15 protein-coding genes are annotated in these 19,885 nt (G+C 58.2%); 5 read left to right on the plus strand and 10 right to left on the minus strand.

What is annotated here, in order from left to right:
• The first annotated feature begins 59 nt into the window (after nt 1-59).
• From JFU47_RS06475 to JFU47_RS06490, 4 genes are all read left to right on the plus strand, one after another.
• On the plus strand, nt 60-854 hold the full coding sequence (locus tag JFU47_RS06475; RefSeq protein WP_201181942.1) for an SDR family NAD(P)-dependent oxidoreductase: 795 nt from the start codon (nt 60-62) through the stop codon (nt 852-854).
• Nucleotides 855-866: 12 nt separating this feature from the next.
• Complete coding sequence (locus tag JFU47_RS06480) at nt 867-1,265, plus strand: hypothetical protein (protein ID WP_201181944.1); 399 nt, start codon at nt 867-869, stop codon at nt 1,263-1,265.
• 26 nt (nt 1,266-1,291) lie between these two features.
• A complete protein-coding gene (locus JFU47_RS06485) occupies nt 1,292-1,768 on the plus strand; it encodes a 2,4'-dihydroxyacetophenone dioxygenase family protein (protein ID WP_140894319.1) in 477 nt (158 codons plus the stop codon).
• Between the two features lie 78 nt (nt 1,769-1,846).
• Nucleotides 1,847-4,210, plus strand: coding sequence for an arylsulfatase (locus JFU47_RS06490; RefSeq protein WP_201181946.1), 2,364 nt, complete (start codon nt 1,847-1,849; stop codon nt 4,208-4,210).
• Nucleotides 4,211-4,302: 92 nt separating this feature from the next.
• Here the strand turns inward: JFU47_RS06490 and JFU47_RS06495 are convergent, their stop codons facing one another.
• Nucleotides 4,303-4,854, minus strand: coding sequence for a DUF2889 domain-containing protein (locus tag JFU47_RS06495; RefSeq protein WP_201181948.1), 552 nt, complete (start codon nt 4,852-4,854; stop codon nt 4,303-4,305).
• A 291-nt stretch (nt 4,855-5,145) separates the two neighbouring features.
• On the opposite strand from JFU47_RS06495, the gene JFU47_RS06500 reads away from it, so the two are divergent.
• Entirely contained in the window at nt 5,146-6,375 is a 1,230-nt protein-coding gene (locus JFU47_RS06500; protein ID WP_242485086.1) for an anaerobic sulfatase maturase, read from the plus strand.
• Nucleotides 6,376-6,449: 74 nt separating this feature from the next.
• On the opposite strand, the gene JFU47_RS06505 is transcribed toward JFU47_RS06500, so the two are convergent.
• From JFU47_RS06505 to JFU47_RS06545, 9 genes are all read right to left on the minus strand, one after another.
• A complete protein-coding gene (locus JFU47_RS06505; protein ID WP_201181952.1) occupies nt 6,450-7,850 on the minus strand; it encodes a DUF1254 domain-containing protein in 1,401 nt (466 codons plus the stop codon).
• A complete protein-coding gene (locus tag JFU47_RS06510; RefSeq protein ID WP_201181955.1) occupies nt 7,847-8,242 on the minus strand; it encodes a cupin domain-containing protein in 396 nt (131 codons plus the stop codon). The genes JFU47_RS06505 and JFU47_RS06510 overlap by 4 nt, the downstream gene beginning before the upstream one ends.
• Nucleotides 8,243-8,268: 26 nt before the next feature.
• Entirely contained in the window at nt 8,269-8,751 is a 483-nt protein-coding gene (locus JFU47_RS06515; RefSeq protein ID WP_201181957.1) for a hypothetical protein, read from the minus strand.
• A 27-nt stretch (nt 8,752-8,778) separates the two neighbouring features.
• The gene (locus JFU47_RS06520; protein WP_201181958.1) at nt 8,779-11,214 is read right to left on the minus strand and encodes an efflux RND transporter permease subunit; all 2,436 of its coding nucleotides are present in this window, start codon (nt 11,212-11,214) and stop codon (nt 8,779-8,781) included.
• Nucleotides 11,215-11,250: 36 nt separating this feature from the next.
• Entirely contained in the window at nt 11,251-12,327 is a 1,077-nt protein-coding gene (locus JFU47_RS06525; protein ID WP_201181960.1) for a YCF48-related protein, read from the minus strand.
• Between the two features lie 80 nt (nt 12,328-12,407).
• Nucleotides 12,408-13,769 carry a DUF1329 domain-containing protein gene (locus JFU47_RS06530; protein ID WP_201181961.1) on the minus strand — a complete coding sequence of 454 codons (1,362 nt, stop codon included), beginning with the start codon at nt 13,767-13,769 and terminating at the stop codon, nt 12,408-12,410.
• A gap of 31 nt (nt 13,770-13,800) precedes the next feature.
• Nucleotides 13,801-15,639: a DUF1302 domain-containing protein gene (locus JFU47_RS06535; protein WP_201181963.1), complete on the minus strand. Its 1,839-nt coding sequence runs from the start codon at nt 15,637-15,639 to the stop codon at nt 13,801-13,803.
• A gap of 67 nt (nt 15,640-15,706) precedes the next feature.
• Complete coding sequence (locus JFU47_RS06540; protein ID WP_201181965.1) at nt 15,707-16,870, minus strand: thiolase C-terminal domain-containing protein; 1,164 nt, start codon at nt 16,868-16,870, stop codon at nt 15,707-15,709.
• Nucleotides 16,871-17,038: 168 nt separating this feature from the next.
• Nucleotides 17,039-19,708: a helix-turn-helix transcriptional regulator gene (locus JFU47_RS06545; protein ID WP_201181967.1), complete on the minus strand. Its 2,670-nt coding sequence runs from the start codon at nt 19,706-19,708 to the stop codon at nt 17,039-17,041.
• Nucleotides 19,709-19,885: the final 177 nt, after the last annotated feature.

Genomic DNA, 19,885 nt, shown 5'->3' on the forward strand with positions numbered 1-19,885 from the left:
TACCCCGCCTTGCGACTGACCAAGGCGAGCGGCACATCAAAACAAGAAGGATAAAAGACATGTTCAAAAACAAAGTGGTGGTCATTACCGGCGCGGGTTCCGGCATTGGCCGGGAACTGGCGATTCAAATGGCCGAAGCCGGCGCACGCCTGGCACTGTCCGACATCAATCGCATCGGCCTGGACGAAACCCTGAGGCGACTGCCCGCAGGTAGCCAGGTCAAGGGATACTTGTTGGACGTGGCGTCGTGGGAGGCGTTTCAAGCCCACGCCGATGAGGTCAAACGGGATTTTGGCACCGCCCATTACGTCATCAATAATGCAGGCGCGACTGTCATCGGCACGGTCGCCAATACCTCGATCGAAGAATTCGAGTGGCAACTGGGTATCAATCTTTGGGGCGTGCTGTATGGCACCAAGGCGTTCCTGCCCATGATGCTGGAGCAGCGCGAAGGCTGCGTCGTCAACATCTCCAGCATTTTCGGGCTGCTGGGCTACCCGATGCAAAGCGCCTACAACATGTCGAAATTTGCCATTCGTGGCCTGACCGAATGTCTGTGGTCGGAACTGGACAAAACCGGTGTCCGTGCGGTGTGTGTTCATCCCGGTGGCATCAAGACCAACATCGAAAAGTCCGGTCGACGTTGCAAGGCTGCTGGAGCAGAAGAAAATAAATTCGTCGCCCAGGCTGCCGCCATGCTGCAGACCCCGGCTGACGAGTGTGCCGCCGACATCATCAAGGGCCTGCGCAAAGGCTCCAAACGCATCATGACCGGCCACAAGTCGAGCACCGTGTTCTGGTTGAGCCGACTGTTTCCCAACCGTTATCCAACGCTGCTCAAACTGCTGGGTTGAGGGGAACACTCCATGCAAAACACTTACACCAACGGGCTATTCAAGTCCGCCGCTTGCTTCAACGTATTCGCAGGCCTGCCATTTTTGGTGGCCATGCGCCCGGCCGCAGATTTGATGGGCCTGGAAGTCACGCCGACGTCTGCCCTGTTCATGCAAATCACCATGGCCCTGGTGGTTATGTTTGGCTGGGCCTACTGGATGATCAGCCGCGATCCGGTCCGTTATCGCCCCTACATTGTGCTCGGGGTGGTCCTGAAGATCCTGGTGGTCGCGGTTATTTGTGGCCACTGGCTGGCGGGCAGCATTCCCTGGCCGTTGCCGGTACTGGCATCGGGCGACATTCTGTTTGCGTGGTTGTTCTGGCGCTACTTGAGCAGCACTCGGTACGCCGTGCTTACTCGCTTTCAGTGAATCCACCCAACAAGAGAACAACAAGTATGTTTTACGAAAACATCGATACCTCCGCCATCAATGACGAAGACCTGCCGTGGGTACCGTTTGCGCCCTACAGTGACGAAGTGTTCATCAAATACCTGAGATGCGACCCCATTCGTGGGGAAACCATCACCCTGCTCAAGGCCCCGGCGGGCACCGTGCTGCCCAAGCATCATCACTCCGGCACCGTGATCGTCTACACCATCAAGGGCGGCTGGAAATACCTGGAACACGACTGGATTTCAAAGCAAGGCGGCGTGGTGTTCGAAACCGCAGGCACCAGCCATACCCCAATCGCGCTGCCTGAATACGGTGACGAAATCATCACCCTGAACATCACCCAGGGTGACCTGTTGTATTTCGACGAGAACGACAACCTCTTCGCTATCGAGAACTGGAAGTCCAGCGTGCAACGTTATCTGGATTTCTGTCAGGCCAATGACATCGAGCCCAAAGACATCACCAGCTTCTCCGTCTGAGATCTGGCGCATCGCAGTAGCCCGGCAAACGTCCGGGCTGCTGCGCTGACCACCAAAACACTTTCGAATGGAGGCCCCATGCCCCAGAAACTCCACTTTTGCGGACGTTTCACCCTGAAACTCTGCGCCCTGCTGGCGAGCTCGGTCACTGTCGCACAAGAGTCACTGCCCTTCCCGCCTACGCCGACGGCCAGTGACGCCAAACCGACGCTGCAAGAATCGAAGCATCAGAAACGCCAACAGCAATCGCACCTGCCGGCTGACGCGCCCAACATCCTGATCATCATGCTCGATGACGCCGGCTTCGCGCAGTCAGACACCGTCGGTGGTGCGATTCACACACCGACCCTGAGCCGCGTCGCCGACACTGGCGTGCGCTACAACGCCTTCCATACCGCCGCGATCAGCTCCGCCACCCGCGCGGCCTTGTTGACCGGGCGCAACCACCACCGGGTCGGCAATGGCGTCATTGCTGAACTGGCGACCGACTGGGATGGCTACACCGGCAAAATCCCTAAAAGCTCGGCGACCATGGCCGAGGTGCTCAAACAATATGGCTACAGCACCGCGGCGTTCGGCAAATGGCATAACACGCCGCCCATGGACACTACGGCCGCCGGCCCTTTCGATACCTGGCCGACCGCTTACGGCTTCGAGCATTTCTACGGCTTCCTGGCGGGCGAAACTTCCCAGTACGAACCGCGCTTGTACCGCGACACCACGCCGATCGAACCGGCGCGCGATCCGAAATATCACCTCAGCGAAGACCTGGCGAATCAAGCCGTGAACTGGTTGCAGGATCAGCAGACCTACGCGCCGAACAAACCGTTTTTCCTCTACTGGACCCCCGGTGCCGTACACGGCCCGCATCAGGTTAACGCGCAGTGGGCGGACAAGTACAAGGGCAAGTTCGACGGTGGCTGGGACGTCTATCGTGAACAGACCTTCGCTCGACAGAAAGCCCTGGGTTTCATTCCTCAGGACGCTGTACTGACCCCGCGCCCTGCGGAGTTACCTGCATGGGACAGCTTGTCGGCCGAACAGAAACAGTACCAGGCCCGCTTGATGGAGGTGTATGCCGGCTTCCTGGAACACGCCGACACCCAGGCCGGAAAAATCCTCGACGAGCTGGAACGCGAAGGTAAACGCGACAACACCTTGATCTTCTATGTGCAGAGCGACAACGGCGCTTCGGCAGAAGGCATGGAGGGCACGCTCAACGAGTTGCTGGCGCAGAACGGTATCCCGGTCAACAAGGAACAACAGCTGAAAGTCCTCAACGAGATGTATGGCGGCCTGCCTGCACTCGGCGGACCGAAGCTCGAAAGCATGTACAACGCTGCCTGGGCCTGGGCCGGCTCGGGGCCGTTTGTAGGCACCAAATTGGTCGCTGGCTACTTCGGTGGTACTCGCACGCCGCTGGCCGTTTCCTGGCCAAAACAGATCAAGGCAGACGCCAAGGTTCGCGGGCAATTCCACCACGTCAACGACATCGCCCCGACCGTTTACGACGTGCTGTCCATCACGCCTCCGAAAGAGGTGAACGGTATCGTTCAGGACCCAATCGACGGCGTCAGCATGCGTTACACCTTCAACGACGCCCAGGTGAAGTCAAAGAAGCCTGCACAGTATTTCGAAGTGCTGGGCAGTCGTGGCGTCTACAAGGATGGCTGGATGGCCTCGGTATTCGGTCCGCGTAAACCCTGGGTACAAGGCTTTGCCCAGTTCACCGGCTGGAACCCGGCGAATGATCAATGGTCGCTGTACAACCTGCAGAACGACTACTCGCAAGCGAAGGACCTGGCCGCCAGCAATCCAGAAAAACTGGCTGAGCTAAAGGCTGAGTTCGACGTCCAGGCCAAGGCTAACCACGTCTATCCGATCGGCGCTGGCCTTTATCCCTTCCTCAATCCAGCCGCGCGGATCTCGACCACTGAGCACGAATGGTATTTCAGTGACCGTATCCAGCGCTTTCCTGAGTTCGCCGCGCCCAACCTGCGCAGCCAGAACAACACGGTCGTGGTAGACGCCGAGATACCCGCCAATGCCACCGGAGTGTTGTATGCACTGGGCGGTATTGGCGGCGGGGTCAGTTTGTACATGGATGATGGTTTCCTGGTCTACGAGTACAACGCGCTGGCCGTCTCCCGAACGAAGCTACGCTCGGCCGAACGAGTACCCGCCGGCAAAGTCAGTATCGAAGTGCTCACCGCCATGTCGTCAGCCAAATCCGGCGCACCGGCCAATCTGAGCTTGCGTCTGGGCGGACGGGAAGTCGCCAGCGGCGTGACAGCCTTCACCCCGCCACTGACGTTCACGGCCAGCGAAACCTTCGACGTGGCTGAAGACCTCGGCTCACCCGTCACCCTTGATTACTTCGATCGTGCACCGTTTGCTTTCAACGGCAAGATCAACGATGTACACGTCACCTACCTGCCTTAATCTTGATATCCCAGGAAGCCCGCCCCGTGCGGGCTTTCTTGTTTCTGGACACCCGGTGTTTTTGGGGGGGGATGGGGAAATTGCCTGACAAACTATTTTCCCAGCAACACCGCAATGGGACTGTCTTCGCGCAAGGCGTGGCAGATATTGAGCAGTCTACCGGTGGCGCGTCGGTAGGCCTCGGTATCGGCCGCGTTGCGTGGCGCAACCATGGCGCGTCCCATAGGGATGGTCTGAAACGCCGTGGTGGCGATGGGCAGCAGCAGTTCTGTCAGATGCACGCAGCCACCAATCCCGCCGAACAGCTCCTTGATCCGCCGAGAAAAGCCCACACCAATGCGTTCCCCCAACAGTTTGTCGTAGGCCGGCATAGCGCCACGACACTCGCTGGTTGGCACCTGGGCCATGTCGACCTGCACTTCGCGCACAATAAAGTCATCATCCAGGGTCAAGCGGATGAACATGCCGTGATAGGTCTGCCCCGTCGCCAGTTCGCGCCCTTCAGCCAGGGTTACCGGATGAGCCTTGCTATCGGCCAGTCGCCCTTCGATATCCCACAGGCCATCTGCCCGCAGATAACCCAGGCACTGGACCTCACGCCGGTGAATCAGTCGGCGCCCTTGTTCATCTACGTCGTCGGTCATGTTCGAACTCTCCCCGTAAGGCGATCGCAACCGCCAAAAGGCAGGTCGCTCTGGAGCACATGCTGCGTCACTTCATTGATGCAGGCCCCACCCGAGCAAGGGAGGGTGCAGCACTTTTCTGAACCTCTAACTACCGACAAACACCACGATTGCCCCCCAGTCATGGGGGGCGGCTAACGAGCAGTCTCCCCCTAGCCTCTGACGTTGAAACCGCAGCGACCTGCTGAGCGGTCCGCACGCGGCTTGCCAACCATGCCTACCCAAGAAACTCCGGTCCAAGGTCTGCACCTAATGGCCAAGCCCGTCGGGCCTATCTGCAACCTCGATTGCAGCTACTGCTTTTACCTGGAAAAAGAGCAGCTCTACCCGCCACGGGAGCGCTTCAGCATGAGCGACGATGTGCTGCGCTTGTATGTGCAGCGCTATATCGCTGCCCAACACACACCCGAAGTCGAATTCACTTGGCAAGGGGGCGAGCCGACGCTGTTGGGCCTGGATTTTTTCCAGCGTGCGATCGCTTACCAACGTCAGTTCGCCGATGGAAAAGTCATTCGCAACACGCTGCAGACCAATGGCACGTTACTCACTGATGACTGGTGCGCGTTCCTCGCCCGCGAAAACTTCATGGTCGGTATCAGCCTCGACGGCCCCCGCCACGTCCATGATTTGTATCGGCCCGACAAACGCGGCCGCTCCAGTTTCGACGACGTCATGCGCGGCATCGGCCTGCTAAAGCGACACAACGTGGAGTTCAATGTGCTCGTCACCGTCGCCCGTGAAGTGGCCCGTTATCCCCTGGAGATCTATCGTTTTCTCAAGGCTGAAGGGGCTCGCCACATTCAGTTCAATCCGGTGGTGGAGCGCCAGCCCGACTCTGCGCAAGTCAGTCAGGGACTGCATTTTGCTGTGCCGCCGGAACTGCGCTTGCACACCTTGCCGGAGCCCGCATCCGTCACTGTGCAAAGTGTCGAGCCTGAGGTTTATGGCGACTTTCTGATTGCCATTTTTGATGAGTGGGTACGCCACGACGTCGGCGAGGTTCATGTCATGAACTTCGAATGGGCGCTGGCTTCCTGGTGCCAGCTCCCAGCCTCGGTGTGCCTGTTCAGCCCGCGCTGCGGCAAAGCGGCGATCGTGGAGCACGATGGCAATGTCTACTCCTGCGATCACTACATGTACCCTGAGTACTTGCTGGGCAATCTGAAGACGGATGATCCTGCGGTGCTACTCGCCTCCGCCGCTCAGCAGGCGTTCGGCGCCGCCAAGGAGGAGAAACTGCCTGCCTACTGTCTGCAGTGCGATTATCGCTTCGCCTGCCATGGCGAATGTCCGAAAAACCGCTTCGTGAATGCGCCCAACGGCGAGCCTGGCCTGAATTACTTGTGCCCCAGCTACAAGAAGTATTTTCGGCACCTGACCCCCTACATGAATGCCATGGCCGAACTGGTCAGCCACAAGCAACCGGCATCACTAATCATGCAGGCCTTCGACGGTCCACTTATCGTGCCTCTGGGCAAATAACAGAGCAACTGACGACAAAAACAAAAGCCCGGTAACGCAACGCGTCCCGGGCTTCTTTTTGCATTGCCTTCGTCTTACTTCATTTGTTCCAGAGGTGGCGAAGTCCAGGTACCCGCCAATGCTGGCTCTTTCGGCCAATACAAACGCATGTACATCGCAAAGGGCCCCTTCGGCGCAGGCACCCAGTTGGCCTCCTTGTCCTTGCCTGGGGATTCGTGCTGGATGAACAGCGTCACGCCACCGTCAGCATCGCGCTTGAGCTGTGGCAGCATCGGCGAGTTGATCAGGTAACGATTCAAAGGGTTGTCGACCAGCCAGCTCCCCGGCAGTTCATACATCGTCAGCGACCAGAACGCATTGACGGGTGGTAGCTGATCAGGCGCGAATCGCAGGCTGTAACGCTTGCTTCCATCAAGTTTCTGCTTGTCGGCATCGACACGGTAGAACGGATACATAGCCTCTTGCCTGGAGGCGCCATAGATACCAATCGTCCCGAGCATGCGGTTCAGGTAGTTGTTCTTCATGGCCTCGCGCGAGCCGAGAATATCGCCCGATGTCAGCGTTCCCTCATTCAGCTGCTTGACGCCACCGGCAAAGGCATCCCAGGCATCGGCCATGCCTTGCTCGATGGCGGTTTTCATCTCAGGGCTGAGTTTGGCTGGATCGAAGTCTTTTCCGGCGCCGATACCGATCTTGGCAAAGCGAGCCATCAGTTCTTTTTCAGAAGGATCGGTGGGGCAAAACTGCAGCAGGAAGTTCAGCGTACTGAACAACTGCAGGGAGTTTTTTTGCGCCTCACGACTGAGTGGCTTGACGAATTCAATAGGTGGCGCGGCTTTCACCGGGGCGCGTCCCAGGAACGCCGAAAGTGTCTGCACGGTGTAGCCGGCCTGAACCTTCTTTACGTCCTCGATATCGCCTGGACTGAACAATTGCGTGCGATAGATGGCGAGCGTCAGGTCTGTTTCAGCACGAAAGACCTTTTTAATGCCTTTGGGTGTATCACCTTTCCAGTTCGGCCCGACGATCAGAAAACTACCGCCCTCATTGCCGGTGGTGCGGCTGCCGATATAGTCGGAATTGAAGGTGTAAAGATCAGTGAGCTGGACACTGAAGTAACGCCCTTTCTCGATGGGGGGCATCGTGAGGACGACGGGTTCGGCACGCAGATCAAGTCCCGCCCATGAATAGGGCGTATCGGAGTTGGGCGTCTGGACGGCCTTGTCAGCGGGGGTATAGACGCGAGGCGTGTTGTGAATCTGGTTCCAGGGACCTTTGTACTCTGGATTCTGTTGATCCACGAAATACCCATGTTGAATGCGGTAGTTGTCTACCATCGGGTAGCCGTAGATGTAGGCTTCCTTGGCGATGGCCCGTGCTTCTTCAGGGCTCACACCTGTCTGGGCCTGGACCGTCGGAAGGCCCACCAGCAGTGCTGCTGCGCACGCTATAACTTTCAACCGGGTACGATTCATTGGTGTGTCCCCCTCTTATCGATATCCGTGGTTGCCGAGAAGAAGCTCTTGCGCGCCGTTGCTGACTTTACATGCCAGATAACGGTTGCTCCTTTGCTGATAAACCAGCTACGGCCATCGCCACCCTTATAGGTAACGCTATTGCCGGATTCATCGGTGATTTCAAGCTCACCCTCAATGAGCGTTGCCAGTTCGCTAAATGGATAAGTAAAACTGAAGCTGCCTTTCGTTACTTCGAATAAGCCCGTCGTCAATGGCAAATCTCCGCCGCCGAAGTCCACACGGGCATACAGTTTTATTTCGGAGCCAGACAACGTTTTTGCGCCTAAGTCCTCAGGTGAACCGATGTAAACGAGCTCATCATTTTTATTTGAAGGTGAGTAAGTAATCATGGAAGTTCCTTTGTTCTATTTATTCTTCAAGGCTTGGGCAAGGGATAGCGCAGCTCCACGATCATTTCATCCAGAGATCCTTCTGATTGACCTTCGCTTTCCATAGCCAGCCATTTCAGGATCGCGGACTCGTGGCGGACCATGGATTCGGCGACATCGCGGTCTTCTTCAGGGCAAATGCGGGCTATTTCTTCAAAGCGCGACAGGAACGCTTCCACTGCGGGCTTGATGACCGCGGAAAATTCCTGAAGGTTATGGGTCGCCTGATACGCGCTGACAATGGACTCGATATCGCCTGGTTCGATGTTCTCGCTCAGGGATATGCCGTATTTGGCCAAGAACGGGCGCAAGCGCGCCTTTGTTTCGGTTTCCAGTTGAAGCAACGTGCCAAAGTGGTATTCGTCGCGTTTGCTTTTTGCCAACTTGATAAGTTCTAGCGCAAGTTTTTCACCAAAAATTTCGCTCTCATACAATTCTCTGACCCACGCCGGATAAGCCACGGCATTCATCTTGTTTTCTCCTCTTTTGGCTTTGCTTTAATGCGTACGTCTAAGCAGGAAGTGCGACAGCGCCGGAATCAACACCAACGCACCGATCATGTTCCAGATGAACATGAACGTGAGCAGAATGCCCATGTCGGCCTGGAACTTGATCGGTGACCAGGCCCAGGTGATCACGCCTGCCGCCAGGGTGATGCCCACCAGTGCCACTACTTTCCCGGTAAACGCCACGGAGTTTTTGTACGCCTCGGTCAACGACAGACCCGCACGTTGCTGGGCCAGTTGAACGCTGAGCAGGTACAGCGCGTAGTCAACGCCGATGCCAACGCCGAGGGCGATCACCGGCAAGGTGGCGACCTTCACGCCCATGTTCAGCCAGACCATCAACGCCTCGCAGAGAATCGACGTCAGCATCAACGGAACGACTGCCACAATAACCGCGCGCCAGCTTCGGAAGGTGATGAAACACAGCACGATCACCGCGCCGTAGACGTAAAACAGCATGGTGCGGTTGGCCTCGCGCACGACGATGTTGGTCGCCGCCTCGATCCCCGCACTGCCGGCCGCGAGCATGAACTGACGATCGCCGTTGCTGTGTTCCCGGGCGAATTGATCCGCCACCTTCACTACGTGATCAAGCGTCTCAGCCTTGTGATCCGACAGATAAGCGATCACCGGCATCATCGAACAGTCGTTGTCGAACAGCTCCGGATTGTTCACCGAAGCCTGTTGCGCGCCATAGTTCAGCACGTTCTGGTTGCGGGCGATGGTCAACCACTTCGGGTTGCCTTCGTAGGAACCGGCAGTGATTTGCCGCACGGCATTGACCAACGAAACGGTGGTTTGTACGCCGGGTTGTTGCTGCAACAACCAGCCCAGGCGATCGGCCTCCACCAGGGTTTCGTACTTCAGGCAGCCTTCGCTGGCGGTCTTGACCATGACTGCAAACTGGTCGCTGGACAGCGAGTAATTGTCGGTGATGTAGGCGTTATCACGGTTGTAACGCGAGTCCGCACGCAGCTCCGGTGCCCCGGGGTCGAGATCGCCGATCTTCAAATGTGTACTGACCACGAAGCCACCCACCGCCAGCAGCCCGGCAACCACCACCGCTACCGTCGCCCAGCGACGCTCGGTAAAGCGGTCGAGCAGGTTCCACAGATTGCCCAGCCCCTTGCCTTTCAACTCCTGGCTTTCCTGGCGCAAGGTGCGCGCCGCAGCCTTGGGACTGACGCCGCAATAGGACAGCAGCACCGGCAGCAGCACCAGATTGGTGAAGATCAATACCGCTACACCGATGCTCGCGGTGACTGCCAGATCCTGAATCACCGGAATGTCGATCAGCATCAGCACCGCAAAACCCACGGCATCGGCCAGCAACGCCGTGAGACCGGCGAGGAACAAACGGCGGAAGGTGTAGCGCGCGGCGATCAACTGGTGAGTACCACGCCCGACGTCCTGCATGATCCCGTTCATTTTCTGTGCGCCGTGGGACACGCCGATGGCGAAGACCAGAAACGGCACAAGAATCGAGAACGGGTCGAGTGCGTAGCCAAACAACGTGACCAGCCCGAGTTGCCAGGCCACGGCGATGACCGAGCACAAAATGACTAACGCGGTGCTGCGTACGCACCGGGTGAACAGGTAGATGATGGCGGTGGCGATCAGCGCCGCGGCGCCGAAGTACATCATGATCAGCATCAGCCCATCGATCAGGTCGCCCACCAGCTTGGCGAAACCGATGACCCGGATCTTGATCGGACCTTTGCCCTCCTCTCCGGCCTTGTGCACGGCGCCGTTGTTGGCAAACTCGAACTTGTTGCGCAACTGCTCTTCGAGCATGCGCGAGAAATGGTGATAGTCGATCGCCTGGCCGGTGACCGGGTCTTTCTCCAGCAGCGGCACAAAGATCATGCTCGACCTGAAGTTGTTGCCGACCAGGCTGCCGATGATGCCGGAGCGGGCGATGTTCAAGCGCAGTTGCTCGACGCCACTGGCCGAGCCGTCATACGAATCGGGCATGACCGGCCCGCCACGGAAGCCCTCCTCCGTGACCTCGGTCCAGCGCACGGCCGGCGTCCATAATGACTTCATCCAGGCCCGGTCCACGCCCGGTGTCAGGAACAGCGCGTCATTGACCTGCTTGAGCACCTCAAGGTATTTCGGGTCGTAGATGTCGCCTTCGGTGTTTTCAACCACCACCCGAACCGTGTTGCCCAATCCCCGCAGGGACTGGCGGTTTTCAAGGTAATTTTTGATGTACGGCTGGCTCTGCGGAATCATCTTTTCGAAGCTGGCGTTGAGCGTCAGCCGGGTGGCCGCGAAATAGCTCAGCAGCACGGTCACGATCAGGCAGGTCAGCACCACCAGCAGGCGGTTATTGAAGATCAGGCGTTCCAGAAAGTTGCCGGAGCGTGCATCGAAGCCCTTGAGCTCTCGGATCACCGGCATCGTATCGAGGTTGTAGTTACCCATGAGAAGGCTCGTCTCTTTTTATTATGTGAAGTGGGCTTATTCGAAGGGCAACTGACGCAGCCCCTGGGCACCGGCGACCACCAGCGAACCCGGCCCGGCTGCCAGCGCCGCTGCCACCGGAGCCGGTCGGTTTTGTGCTTGCTGGGTAAAACTTGCACCGTTATTGGCGCTGACCAACACCTGGCCGGCCTGACTGACCAGGATGATTCGACCGTCTGCCGTGACCGTGCTGGCGGTAATGCTCGAGGACACACCCAGCTCCACTTTGTCCCAATTCGCGGCGTGATCGACACTGCGGTAAACATTGCCTCGCAGACCATAAACAAGCACGGCGCCGGGTTTGCCGGTTATGCCGAAATAGCTGCCGCTATAGGGTGTCGGGACGCTGACGAAACGTTGCGTCGCCGGGTCCAGTTTCAACACCAGGCCTTGCTCGCCGACGATGAACAGGTCATCGCCAATGGCCCGCATTGCGTAGAAGTTCAGTGCGCCCGGATTGTCGGTGCTGTCCATCAGCGGCACCCAGGTCCGGCCGCCATCGTCAGTGCGAAAAATCAGGTTGAACGCGCCGACGACGTAGCCGGTTTTCTCATCTGAGAACCACACGTCCAGAAAGGGTTTGTCAGCCCCTTCATCAATCATTCGCCGGGCTTCATCTACTAACAAAGCACTCGCGGCGTCATCCGGTTGTTGCGCCTGCTGGCGCTGATAGTGGTCGAGCATGATCTGCCCGACCTGACGGCCATCAAGTTGGCGTTTCCAGGTTTCACCATTGTTATCGCTGTGCAATACAACGCCGTCGTGCCCGACGGCCCAGCCCTGCGTCGGAGTCGGAAACTGCACCGCCACCAGATCGGAACTGACCGGCACTTCTGCCTGGCGCCAGCGGACGCCGCTATCATCGGAATAAAAAATATGGCCGCGCTGGCCCACGGCGATCAGTCGCTGACCCGCACTGGCCAGGCCGGTGAACATGCCTTGCAAGGCCTTTTCGCTCTGAATCGCCGGGCTCGACAGCGTGTCGACAAACTCCGCAGCGATGACGTGACGGGTGAATGGCACAGCCAGTGCCACGACCAGTGCAGAGAGCACGGCCCATCTGAATGTATTCATGACGTTTACTCGGGGAAAAAAAGCCGCCGAGCAGTGCGAGGCACACTGCTGGCGACAAAAAAACACCTGGGGATGGCGGCTTAGCGAATGCCGGTGCCAGCCAATGACTCAGGTGCCCACTGCGCTTTCGAAAGCGGATCGATGTACTTGATGCCGCCGTACGGACCGTAGATACCGGTGATGTTGTAGCTGCCGGAGACAAAGTCATAAATCATGTGGTTGTCGGAGTTCGGCGCCTGCACGTCGTAGCTGTAGGCCAGGTGCGCGAAGGATCCGCGGTACAACTTGCCGCTGGCGTCGTATTCATCCGAGGCCAGGGCAATCCAGCTGTCTTCGTCGAGGTAGAAGGTGCGCTTGCTGTAGATGTGGCGTTTGCCCGGTTTCAGCGTCGCTTCGACGACCCACACACGATGCAGCTCCCAGCGCATCAAGTCGGGATTGACGTGGTTCGCCGTGGTGATGTCCGCCGCTTCCTTGTGATAGTTCAACTTGTAGGTGTTGTAAGGAATGATCATTTCCTTCTTGCCGACGAGTTTGAAGTCGTATCGGTCCATCGCACCGTTGAACACCCACGCATCGTCATAGGTCGAGGCACCGGCCGAACCCGGGTTCGGCGTGTCGTAGGCGATGTCCGGCGCGAGTTTGATCCGGCGTTGGCCCGGCAGGTATTGCCAGCCACGACGCTCCATCTTCAGAGGGTTGACGGCATCCTGCACCAGGATGGCTTCACCCGCACGACGGGCCGGGGCCTGGTAATAGAGTTTGGTCTTGAAGAACAGATCGCTCTCTTTTGCCGGCTCGGTACGCTTTGGATCGTAGAGCGGGTATTCCAGATAGGCGTTACCGGTCGTGGCCAGAATCGCCTTGCCGGAACCGTCGACGTTCCAGGAATCGTATTTGAAGTTGGTGGCGTAACCCTGATAGCGCAGCAGGTGGTTCCACATGGCTTCATAGCCATCTTTCGGAATGGGGAACGGTACGCCAGGCAGCGCGTTTTCCAACGCGACACCGCCCTCGAGCGTTTTGGTGCCAACGGCATTTTTCGCGGTGTTATCCAGCAGCCGTTGAGGCAATGCAACGCTACGATGGGTCGGGAAAACATCGACCCTGAACGTTGGGTAACGCTTGAGCAACTCTTGAGTGGTCGCGGTCAGTTTGCCGGCGAAATCGCTAGCATTCTTACCCGTGATGACGGCGCGTGGCTTGTCACTTTCGAAAGGATCGGGGCGAAAGGAACTGCCGGCCTGGAAAGTGGCCGGGTTACTGGTCAGTCCACCCGTGTACGCCGGAATGCTGCCATCAGCGTTGCCGGCCTTCTCGGCCCCGACGCTGGTCAGACTGGTACCAAGTTTCGCGGCTTCGTCCTGGGACACTGCCGCGTGGGCAGTCCCTGTGATTGCCAACACCAAGGTGCTGGCCAGTATGGATTTGGCAAATTTCATCGATTGTCTCCTGTGATGAGGCACGCTTCGGTCAGAAGGTCGTTTTAAAAGTGAGGGTGACCATGCCGCGATCGCTGAGCTGAGCGAAGGTGCCGGCAAAAGCGGTCGGCTGGCCGGGGGTGCAGTTGTATTGGCCATTGGCGCCCGGCGCGGCACCTTGTCCTTGCACGCCACCGGCCGTCGCGGCGCCCGCCGCATTGCAGGTGTCGATCCCGCCGAAGTTGTCCACGTACTTCAGGTCAAAGCGGTACTGGTTGTGAACATCCATGCCGACGCCGACCGAGTAGTTGCCTGCGCCTTCGTTACCACCCAACTGCACCGCGGAATCGCCTTTGAGGCCGACGTTGTAGGTGAGCGGCATGTACATATCGATGCCGGGGAACACCTGGTACCAGGTCGGGTTGAAGTTGATGCCCAGGACGTAGTTGTCCTTGCTGACCTTGTCGGTGCCGCGGTACCAGCTCTCACCCTTGAACAGCTGTTCGTTTTCAGTCACATCCAGCCAGCGGCTGTAAGCGAGCTCAACCAACAGGGACGAGCTGTCCCACACAGGCGTTGCACCGAAGGTGGTCAAGCCGTTGAGCACCGCATGCACGGTGTTGCCTCGGGCTACTGCGTTGTCACCGTCAAAACTGCTGATGAATCCTGGCAAACCGGCCGCACCCGCCGCCGGGCTGACGGTTGCCGGTACGCTGGCCAATGCCATGTTGTGGCGGTAGTTGACGTCGAGGCCGACGCTGACCCCTTCGATGTTCTTCGACAGGCTGATGCCGTAGATATCGATGTCATCGACATAGAACTGGTTGTAGCTGCCGGCATTCCCGGAGATCAGTTGTGCGGGCCCGACAGCCGTTGGCCGCAACACAACGTTGGGCAGAATGTCGGAGGTTTTGCGGTAGTAGAAACCCAGCGTGCCTTGCAGCCACTCCGGGCTCCACTTGGCCATCAAACCAAAGTCGCCGAGCTTGTCCGGGGTGTAGGTATGCCCATTGGAAAGCCGCAGGAACTGGTTGGCGCCCAGTGGCCCGGGGGTACCGAAGAACGGATTCTGCCCGCCAATCAGCGACAGGTTGTGCCCGCCACTCTGGATGCCGTCGTTGAACCCCAGGTAGGTGCCCGACTCCGGTAGACGTGCGGCATCCCAATCCAGGAAGTATTGCGCGCCGACGGTCAGTTCCGGGTTGAGCGTGAAACTGGTGGACAACTGATTGCGCGGAATGAACAGCTCTTTGGCTTCTGTTCCCGGCACCGCCAAAAACTTGGAAAGATCGAGACCGGACTGCCCGTAACTGTTGCCATGGGCAAAGGCCAGGAGGCTCTCACCCCAGTAGAGGGTGTGCTTGCCTGCCTTGCCACTGAGCAGCGATTCATCACCGACTTCCGTACTGCCAAAGACGAAGGCATCGAGAATTTCGGAAGAAGGACCGTTGTAATAACGATCGGCGTAACCACTCAGGTGCCGAGAATCCGGTCGACCGTTGTTGAGTTGGTTGGTCGACGCATTGTCACTGCCGACATCGTCGTAGGCATGGTCGTACCAGGTGTTGGCGCTGACGCGAAAGCCGGCCTTCTGCTTGTAAACCACGTCCAGCTCGGACAGTACATCCACGCGCTGAGAGACCGGACTGCCAGAAGAGAAGTTGCGATCTCCGTCATTGTTGTTCCAGGAATTAGCCAACTTACTGTTGGCGGCTTCCACACGCTGGGCGTAGTTGAGCTTCACCGTGTTGTCGAAGCGAACCGACAGGTCTTCGTTCCCCGTGTCAATTTCCAGTGCCTGTGCCGGTGTGATGCCCAGGCCCGCCAGGATGGCTGAAGTCAGCAATCCCATGCGGAGGTTTGCATGGCAGATCTTATTGTTTTTGTTCATCTAACTTGCCACCTGCTTTATGGTTTACGAAATGTCATCTGTTGCATGCAGTTCACTGAGCCTCCTCTCAGGTGCGCTGCAAAAGGGTGATCGACACAGCCCGTCCCAGGGCGGTGCTGTGCTGAAGCGCCGTACGGGCTCCCGGAATTTGCCTGCCCTGGGCCATGCCGCGCAGTTGCCAGACCAGCTCGACCAGTTGCGCCAATCCGGTGGCACCCGGGGCGTGCCCACGTCCGAGCAAACCGCCTGACGGGCAGATCGCGTTCGCCTGGCCTTTCAATCGGTGACCGAGTTGCACAAAGCGCTCGATCTCGTCCTCCTGGCAAAAACCCAGGGCAGCGCTGTTGACCATGAAGTCACCGACGCTCTGGTCATGCAGCTCAACCACATCGATGTCTTCTGCGCCCAGCCCGGCCAGTTGATAAGCCTGCTGCACCACTCGCCGAGTGGTCGCTCGTCCCAGCACGTCGAGCACGCAGCCGCCATCCTGTTCCGAGGTGCTGTCACTGCCACGAGCACTGGCCAGTACCGCGACGCCAGCCCGGGCGCCGAAACGCAGGGCAAATGCCGGCGAGCAGATCAGTACAGCCGCTGCGCCGCTGGCCGGCGGGGAGAGATAAGGTGGTAGCCAGCCATCGCGATACGGACTGCGATTCAATAAGGCATTGGGATTGACCGAGGCCTGTGCCCGAGACCGGTTGAGCACCTGATCGAAGCTGCTCGCCGCGATCCCCATGCGGGTCATTAACCAACTGGTTTGCTCCGCAAAAAGTGCGGCCGGATGTAGTCGGCGCTCGAGAAAGACACCCGGGGTCCTGGCGCGCACGTCCGTTGCGAACTCATCGCGAGCGGGATCCTTCAGACCAAAAAACTCACGATTTGAAATCCGTGCGGGCATGCACTCGACACCCACGACTAATACGCACTCGGCCTCACCGCAAATCACGCTATGACTGGCCAGCTGAAACGCGCTGCTGGCCGCGGCACACCCATCGCTGAGACTGAAGACCGGAACGCCCGAATAACCAATCCGGGACAACATCAGCTCTGCGACACTGGCGTCACCGTGTACGCACGAGGTAAACACCTGGTCGACCAGGTCATAGTCGATTCGCGCATCGTCCAACGCCGAGCGGATGGCCTGACCCGCCAGTGCGGCATGGCTGTCGCAACTCCCCAACGGGATGAACGGTGTCATACCGGCCCCGGCGATCAGCACTTTCTCAGCCATAACCCTTGCTCCTCGCCGGCCGACATGCAGCGGCAACTCTTCTTGGGTCCAGACTATTGCGCGCCTATGGCCGCCACCCCCCCATCGTCAGGGGGTATTGAAATCAGGATGGGGGAGTCGAAGGATGATCCGAGCGGATCAGCATTGGCATACAGCGGGGGGCAGGACTCAGCCCGCCGTTTCGAGAATCCCAAGCATGTATGCCCGAGCGACGACATGCTTACGGGTACCGGCCTGGAATTTTCCAAACAGGTTTTTCAGGTGCCACTTCACCGTTTCCTCGCCGACATTCAAAGCCAGGGCGATTTGCTTGTTCGACAGGTTGCGCGCCAGCAGCTGCAGCACCTCTCGTTCCTTAGGCGTCAATAGCCGACTAGGTGACACGCTCGACGTCGCCGACTCCGTTCGCGTAGCAGGGGCAATCGGAGCAGAGGACGAAGTCTCGGACAGAGTCGTTTGAAGCTGAAGCTTTTGGACCCGTTTGACGAGGTCGGGATGGGTGTCTTGCACGACTCGCTGCAAACCATACTCTTGCGCCAGACTGACGGCCTCCAGCAAAAAGGTGGTGCTGTCTTCCCCCAACGCGTCGAGCGCCAAGGTCCGCAGTAGCTTGATCTGGACAACCTCCCGACCGCGTCGCAAGTGTTCAGCGGTCTCGCTTACCCTGTCCAGCACCTGCAACATCGCCGGCCAATCACGCTTCACCAACATCAAATAAGTGTTCGCCAACCCAACCAACAAAGCCAACTCCGGCCCTAGCAAACCTTGATTCTCACGGGCAAAGAGCGGAACAACAGCGTCCAGGCGTCGCCACAATGCAGAACAGGTATCGACCCTTCCCTGCAACGCATGCAGACGAATCTGTTCTCCCAGCGAAGCAATGCAGAAACGCGGGATACTTCGCTCCTCACCAAGAGCGAACAGGGCTTCCAGAATGTCCTGACCTCGATACCCCTGCCCTTGAAGCGTTGCCAGGCGAGCAGCAGTGACAAAACCCAGAACAATCGCATGCGGCGAAGCCAGTCTCTCGACCATGTCCAACCTGTTTGCCAGTACGGTACTGGCTTGCTGAAGGTCCCCGCGTTCCAACAACACGGTGGCCATGCTGCAGGCAAGCATGACGGTCATCGGGCTACGTCGACCGATGTCCCGCTCCGCGCGCAACAGACTGTCGCGCAACGCGGCTTCTGCCGGCACCATCCGGCCCTCGCACAAATAAGTCAGCCCTACCACCCATTCGCCAAATCCGCGAATCGCATCCAGCCCCGGGGTCCATGCGTAATGCGGCGCACGCTGAAAGATACGTCGCGCTTTTTCCGGCTGCCCTTGAAACAGGGCCAGCCGTGCAATCTGGTTGGCCACAATGGCTTGCAGCTTGATGGAAAACGAGGGCAGCCGGTCGACCCAAGGCGTGATGAGCGCCAGTGACTCGTCCGGACGGTCGGCGAAGTAAGCGGCTGCGGTCGCAATAGCCGCCGCTTCACAACGTGTCGCTTCATCGGCAGAAGGATGCTGCTCAATGCTGGCAACCAACTTCGCCGCTTCAGCCTGGCGCTCGCCCATCGCCAGTGCCCAGGCCGAAGCCAGGCATATGCGCGGATGAGACAAAACGTCCTCATCTGCAAGCTCTTCGACCCACTCCAGCACTCGACTGAATTTTCCCCCCAGCATGACATCGTAGAGACAGGCTTCAATCATGATGAAGGCCGGTTTTGAAAGACCGGCCAATAGGTACTGTCGGGCAGCCTGTTCCAGAAAACCATGCTGCTCCAGCCATACAGCCGCTCGTTCGTGAAATCCTTGGCGCCGTTCCAACGGCAAGCTGGCAAAACGGCCATGAAGAAACTCACGGGCCAAGGGATGAAATCGAACCCAGTCACTGTCGACACCCTCGACGAAAATCGGCGTCGAAACGCACAATTCCTTGAGCAATTCGACTGCACTGGGACTCCCCGTCACAGCAACGCACAGCGTAGGCTGGACCATTTCCAGAAACGCCATGCTGATAAGAAACCGGACCTGCTCATCCGGAAGATGAGCAATCAGACTATCGACGAAATATCGCTGAATATCACCTGAGCAAGTCGAAAGCTCTTCGATTGCCGTACGCAGATTCGGGCTTTTTTCCATCGCCGATATGGCCAACTGCAAACCTAGCGGCCAACCCTCGGTGATTTCATGCAGGCGTACACAGAGATCAGTATCGATCCGCGCGCCAAAGCGACCATTGAGGATTGCGACGGTTTCTTCGACGGACAGACGCAGGGCGGGTGTGGTGATAAGGGCGTAACGTCCACTCGCCATCAGGTCCGACACTTGTAGATTCAAGCGTCCGCGAGAGGCCATGATGACTCGCAAATTGGCCGGGGCGTTGTGCAACAGATAGGCCAGGGAATGACGGACGGTCACGTCGGGCAAGGTGTCAACTTCATCCAGAATCAACAACGTTTCACTGCCCAGATCGGCCACCTCAGCCAACCATTGAGTGAGCCCTTCCAACTCATCGCTGCCCTTCGCGGATAAACGTTCGAAAGTGTGAGCAAACGAGGACCGGCCACTGCCAATCGCCATGGCGGCGGCCAAACCCTGGACAAAACGGTCACCATCATCTTGACCATCGAGTGTCAGCCAAGCCACTACTGCTCCGTGGGACAGGCTCTCGCGACGCCATTGGGTCAACAGGAAGGTTTTGCCGAAGCCTGCGGGGGCCTGCACGGCTATTACGACCTTTTCCGCGAGTTCAGCAGTGTCGATGGACAGACGGTTGCGTACCTGGGCCGTTTTCTGGCCGCGCGGAGGTGTCGTTTTGAGGATCAACTCTGGCTCTATTCGATCCATTCTTTGAGGACCTCGTTGCAAATCTATAGCCGTCGAAGATTGAGAGAACGGCGGTGTCTGTCGTTTACCTTAGATGAGTCATCTCGAATCGCCATGACCAACAACGCGGCAGATCCTTGCGTGCATTCAAAAACCTGTTCAGTAAGACGGGTACCTCTGTGCGTTAAGTAACGCGCA

It is taken from the genome of Pseudomonas sp. TH39(2020) (assembly GCF_016650715.1).
GTDB classification, from domain to species: Bacteria; Pseudomonadota; Gammaproteobacteria; order Pseudomonadales; family Pseudomonadaceae; genus Aquipseudomonas; species Aquipseudomonas mandelii_C.